The sequence below is a fragment of the Allorhizobium undicola ORS 992 = ATCC 700741 genome (genome assembly GCF_000621665.1).
Classification (GTDB): Bacteria; Pseudomonadota; Alphaproteobacteria; order Rhizobiales; family Rhizobiaceae; genus Allorhizobium; species Allorhizobium undicola.
Window position 1 is genome coordinate 80,901 of record NZ_JHXQ01000019.1, and the last position, 6,000, is coordinate 86,900.

Sequence of the window (6,000 nt, forward strand, 5' to 3'; positions counted from 1 at the left end):
ATTTCCAGCAAAAGTGTATTCGGTTTTGCGTCCGGAAATGCGTCGAAACAGACAGTTAGAGCCTTTCACCGTTTCCGTGAAACAGTGAAAGGCTCTAGAAAGGCCGCCGCACGATTGAACCAATAAAAAAGGGCAGCCCGTGAGCTGCCCTCTGCAATGGATCGCGATAGCACTCAAGGCTGGCGCGGCTGAACCGGGGCGGGCTGAGGTGCCGTACCCGTTTCCGAATTGAAAAAGCGGAAGAACTCCGAATTCGGCGACAGGACCATGCTCGTACCGTTGGTACCAAGCGCCTGATTATAGGCGCTCATCGAGCGATAAAACTCGAAGAAGGCCGGATCGCGCTGATAGGCATCGGCGAAGATACGGTTACGGTCGGCATCGCCCTGACCACGCAGGATTTCCGACTCGCGCTGGGCATCCGCCTGCAATTCCACCACCTGACGGTCGGCAATGGCGCGGCGGCGCTGACCTTCTTCGTTACCACGTGCGCGGATCAGTTCGGCCTCGGCCAGACGCTCGGAGCGCATACGGGCATAGGTCTGCTGCGAAACCTCCTGCGTGAGGTCCGTACGACGAATGCGGACATCCTCGATCTTCAGGCCAAGGTTCTCGGCATCGGTCTTCAGATCGGCCGCCACTTCCTGCATCATCTGCGAGCGCTCTTCCGAAAGGGCGGCCTCAAAACCGCGCTGACCATAGACGCGGCGCAGCGAGGCATCGAGACGGGTGCGAAGGCGCGATTCCGCCGTTTCGCGATCGCCGCCGCTGACGATACCGATAAAGCGGCGCGGATCGGCGATGCGGTAGATGAGGAAAGCATCCACCTCATAGAATTTGCCGCCGGAAACCTGCACGCGGATATTGTCGAGATCGAAGCGCAGGGCCTGATCGGAGACAAGCTGCACGCGGTCCACGAAGGGCACCTTGAAGAACAGGCCAGGCTCGCTGTAGACGGCCTTGATCTGGCCGAAACGCACCACGATGGCCTGCTGGCGCTGGTTGACGACGAAGATCGAGGAATAGATCAGCAGCAGAATGACCGCCAGACCGACCAGAACAGACATCAGACGATTGGTCATCTTACTTGCCTCCCTGCGTCTGCTGGCTGCCCATGCGGCCGATTTCGTTCAAGGGCAGGTAAGGCACCACGCCCTGCTGGTCATCCACGATAACCTTGTTCGACTTCTTCAGAACCTGCTCCATGGTTTCAAGGTAAAGACGCTTGCGCGTCACATCCGGCGCCTTGGTATACTGGTCGTAGATGGAGACGAAGCGCTGGGCCTCACCTTCCGCTTCCTTCACGACGCGATCCTTGTAGGCTGCCGCCTCTTCGCGGATCTGCGCCGCCTGACCACGGGCCTGGCCGAGACGCTGGTTGGCATATTGGTTCGCCTCTTCCACGAAGCGGTCCTCGTCCTGCTCGGCGCGCTGCACTTCGTCGAAGGCATCGGCCACTTCACGCGGCGGTGCTGCATCCTCGATGGCCACCGAGTTGATGGCGATGCCAGCCCCGTAGGTATCCATGGTGCCCTGGATGATATTGCGCACATCGAAGGCGATCTGCTGGCGCTGGTCGCGGAAAATATCCTGCGCGGGCCTGCGGCCCACCACTTCGCGCATGGCGCTCTCGGCCACCTGCTGCAAGGTTTGCGGCGGGGTTTCGAGGTTGAAAAGATAGGCCTTCGGATCGCTCACCGTATAAAGCACGGAGAACTGTACGTTGACGATATTCTGGTCTCCGGTCAGCATCAGCCCCGCCGTGGAGGTGGATGAGGCGCGCGCGCCAATATTCTGCTGCTGCTCCGTGACCTTGACCTTTTCGACCGTCTCGAAGGGCCAGAGATGGAAATGCAGGCCTTCGCCGGAAATCTCGTCCTTCGGCTTGCCGAAGCGCATTTCCACGCCGCGTTCGTCCGGCTGCACGGTGTAGATGGCCTGGCTGAGCCAGAAGCCGCCCAGCACAAGCGCCAGCACCACGGCCACGCCGCCATTGCCGCCACCGGGAAGCATGTTCCGGAACCGGTCCTGCCCCTTGCGAATGATGTCTTCAAGATCCGGCGGCTGCTTGCCGCCGCCATTGCCGCCACCGCCACGCGGGCGGTTCGGTCCCTGTCCCCAGGGCCCTTGATTGTTACCGTTGCCGCCGCCCCAAGGACCGCCGCCGCCGTTCTGATTGCTCCAAGGCATTCAAACCTCTTTGGTCGAAAACTCCCACGCCCGCAACGGTGACGTTTTCAGGTCAACCACTGGGATTGTTCCCGTTATAGGTATCGCGGAACCCGCTTTCAACGAGCCCCCCGAAACTTCTTCCCGTTCTCTGAAAAATAAAGGGTTAAAGCATAATCCGACCGGAGTGAAACGAGGATCGACAAGATTATGCTTCAAAAAGGAAACGTTAGAGCGCCGATCTGATTCAATCAGATCGAAAAGCGCTCTAACGGCGCTGTCCTGCGGCGATAAACCGCGTATCGTGTCGCATGGTCGTCTCGCTCGCCGGCGGGAATCGCGGTTTCTTCCACAAGGACAAACAGTGCCGGATCAATTGCCGGGAAAAACGTGTCGCCATCGGCAATATCGGCCTCAACATGCGTCACATGCAGGCAATCGGCCAAGGGCATGGCCTGCCGGTAGATTTCCCCGCCGCCGATCACGCAGATTTCATCGACGCCCAATGTCTGCGCCAGCGCCCCTGCCCGCGTAAAAGCCTCACTCAGACTGCCAACCGTTTCCACACCCCCCACATCTATGGCTGCGCCACGGCTGACCACGATATGCGGACGCCCCGGCAAAGGACGGCTGCCAAAGCTCTCGAAGGTCTTTCGGCCCAGAACCAGAGGCTTGCCCATGGTCAGCGCCTTGAAGCGCTTGAGATCGGTGGAAAGCTTCCACGGCATATCCCCATCGCGGCCAATCACATGATTGCGCGATACCGCCACAAGGATGGAAATTTCCGCCATGCTCTTCCTCCCGCAGTCATTACAGCATCGGCCTGATCCGAAAACCGGTGCCCACTTTTCGGGCCGATGCTTTTTTTCGCGCATCGGCTGATCCGAAAACCGGCATCCACTTTTCGGGCCGATGCTTTTCTCATGCATCGGCTGATCCGAAAACCGGTATCCACTTTTCGGGCCGATGCTTTTCTCATGCATCGGCTGATCCGAAAACCGGCATCCACTTTTCGGGCCGATGCTGGACCCCAGCTTTTACGGATTTCTGCCAGGATGAAAAGCGCGGATGGACCTGTCAGGCCCGACCCGTTTTTGCATCCACGCTCAACGAGCCACCGCCAGCGATGAAGATGTAGAGGAAGACGAAGCAGAACAGAATGGCCGCATCACCGCCATTATTCACGGGGAAGAAATTTTTCGGTGCATGGCCAATGAAATAGGCGAAAGCGCAAAGGCCGGACGCCAGAAAGGCCGCCGGGCGTGTGAATAGCCCAATGACCAGCAGCACGCCTGTCACCAGCTCGATCACACCCGCAATCCAGGACAGGCTGAACATGGCCGGGCTCATCTGCGAAACCGGAAAGCCCAACAGCTTTGCAGTGCCGTGCTCAAGAAGCAGGAGTGCCGCTATGATGCGCAGCACGGACAAGACAACAGGCGACCACGATGTCAAACGACCGGAAAACATGACAAACCCTCTCAATAATAAAGATGAAGGCTATAAAGCCTGTCCGCATGACACTGTCACCGGCGCCATGCTCACTTCCTCGTGATAATTTGTCATCTCACCCGCAAAAATGCCGATCAAACGGCAATTGGCGCCTTGATCGAGGGGTCGGCCACATAATTTTCCAGCGTGAAATCCTCAAAGCGGAAGGCAAAAAGATCGTCCACCGCCGGATTGAGCCGCATGGTCGGCAAAGGCTTGGGGCTTCTGGTCAATTGCAGGCGCGCCTGCTCGAAATGGTTGGCGTAAAGATGTGCATCACCCAGGGTGTGAATGAAATCGCCCGCGCGAAGGCCCGTCACCTGCGCCACCATCATCGTCAGCAGCGCGTAGGAGGCAATATTGAACGGCACGCCAAGGAAAATATCGGCTGAGCGCTGGTAAAGCTGGCAGGACAGCCTGCCATCGGCAACATAAAACTGGAAAAGGCAATGGCAAGGCGGCAGGGCCATGTCATCCACCTCTGCCGGGTTCCAGGCGGAAACGATATGGCGCCGGGAATTGGGATTCTTGCGGATCCCCTCGACCAGATTGGCGATCTGGTCGATATGACCACCGTCACCGGCAGGCCAGGAGCGCCATTGCGCGCCGTATACAGGCCCGAGCTCGCCGTTTTCATCGGCCCACTCATCCCAGATGCTCACCCCGTTTTCTTTCAGATAGGCAATGTTCGTCTCGCCTTTCAGAAACCACAGCAATTCATGGATGATGGAGCGCAGATGCAGCTTCTTGGTGGTCAGAACAGGAAAACCTTCCTCGAGGTCGAACCGCATCTGATAGCCGAAAACCGAACGGGTGCCGGTGCCGGTGCGGTCGCCGCGATCCGTGCCGTTTTCAAGCACATGCGTGAGAAGATCGAGATATTGCTGCATATAAGCCTGCCTTTTGGCGCCTCGTCTCGCACGTAAATCGCGCGATGTTTCGCGCACGCGCATTCGAAACCGCGGCGTCTCTAAAGCGCAAGTCTACAATTCGGGCAGCGGAGGGGGAAGTCGCTTTCCCGATAACCAACAGAATAAAGCAGACAACAGTCCGGTCTTCAGCGGCAAGCCGAAATATGCCCATGCATCGCGCCTGTTGAAAAAACGCGATGCATGGCGCGCAGCAGGCCGTCAGCTCGGAACAGCCGCATCCGTATAGCCGTGCAGTTTGCGGTATTCATCCACCCCGGCGCGGATCGCGGTCCAATCGGTCGGCGTCAGCACTCTTTCCGCGTTATCGTCCTTATAGGGAACGCCATTGCGGTCGGTCTGGTCGGACTTGATGTAATACAGGGACATTTTATTATCCAGCAACCGGGTCAGGTCCTGATCCAGCGCATCGCGATTTTCATTGAATTTCTTTTCCTGAAGCGCGACGTTGTAAAGCGTGTAACCCACCCATGCCGCCCACGACACGATGGCCGCCCCGGTAAAAATGGTTGAAAAGCCAAGCGGCAGGAAGCGTGTGGCAGCGCTGGCCGCAGCACTGGCGCTACGCCCGAAGGTCGAGTTCGCCAGCATTTCGGCAATGCCCGTCACGCCTTCCACCACGCCCACCGTATCCGCAACCGTGCCAATGCCCATGAAGATCAGCGATCCCGTATCGGTTCCGTCGCGCACCGCCTTGAAGAACTGGTAGAATTCGACGGGCGCCCAGGCAACCGCACCGACGCCGCTCAAAACCGTGGCCGTGTTCTTCAGCATCGAGGAGACGACACGCCGCTCGGCCGCGACCAGTTCCGCATCCGCCTGGAAGAGCGAGCCCAAAAACGATTTGGACTGTTCAACCGCAAGCCCCGCACCTTTCAGCACGCTGGCAAGGCTGGACATGCTGTGCAGCACCACAATGCCGATATTATCCCAGGTGGGATTGTTGAGGTTCGTTCCCGCCCAGACCGCACGCGCCCCGTTCAATATGCCCGTGACGCCGGCAATCAACGATTCACGGTAATTCTCAAGCCCCACCCCGGCAGGCGGTGTCGTCACCGTTTTGCCCACCAGTTCCGTCAGCTGGTTTTTCAGCGTCTCGATACTGCCGCCGGGCTTCATCAGCGACCAGGCCGCCGAAATCAGCGTGGTGATATTGGCCTTGTAGGCCGTGAGCGCTGTCTGGTTATCCTTGAAATAGGTCTGGGCCAGCGCCTCGATCGACGGTGACAAAATCTTCGAAAGTCCCGCGCTCTGATCCGCGCCCGAAATCACCAGCGGGGCAATCACCGACGTGTTCTCGCCCTGAACATTGCCTTTCACGAAATCGCTCAGCCGCGTGGCCATGCTCGCCATGCTTTTCGTCCACTCGTCCGCATCGACAGTTGCGGGATTGGAACGCATGACCTCGTCG

At 58.5% G+C, this 6,000-nt stretch carries 5 protein-coding genes and 1 pseudogene; all 6 read right to left on the minus strand.

Features of this window, described 5'->3' with window-relative positions:
- Positions 1 to 173: 173 nt before the first annotated feature.
- Positions 174 to 1,082, minus strand: a complete 909-nt coding sequence (hflC, locus tag T424_RS0115805; protein ID WP_027488582.1) for a protease modulator HflC — start codon at positions 1,080 to 1,082, stop codon at positions 174 to 176.
- A 1-nt stretch (position 1,083) separates the two neighbouring features.
- Positions 1,084 to 2,190 carry an FtsH protease activity modulator HflK gene (gene hflK, locus T424_RS0115810; protein WP_027488583.1) on the minus strand — a complete coding sequence of 369 codons (1,107 nt, stop codon included), beginning with the start codon at positions 2,188 to 2,190 and terminating at the stop codon, positions 1,084 to 1,086.
- Between the two features lie 230 nt (positions 2,191 to 2,420).
- A complete protein-coding gene (locus T424_RS0115815) occupies positions 2,421 to 2,960 on the minus strand; it encodes a dihydrofolate reductase (protein WP_027488584.1) in 540 nt (179 codons plus the stop codon).
- Positions 2,961 to 3,246: 286 nt separating this feature from the next.
- Entirely contained in the window at positions 3,247 to 3,639 is a 393-nt protein-coding gene (locus tag T424_RS0115820; protein WP_027488585.1) for a DoxX family protein, read from the minus strand.
- 116 nt (positions 3,640 to 3,755) lie between these two features.
- Positions 3,756 to 4,550, minus strand: coding sequence for a thymidylate synthase (locus tag T424_RS0115825; RefSeq protein WP_027488586.1), 795 nt, complete (start codon positions 4,548 to 4,550; stop codon positions 3,756 to 3,758).
- Positions 4,551 to 4,790: 240 nt separating this feature from the next.
- Positions 4,791 to 6,000, minus strand: a pseudogene (locus tag T424_RS21295) (hypothetical protein); the annotation flags it as partial.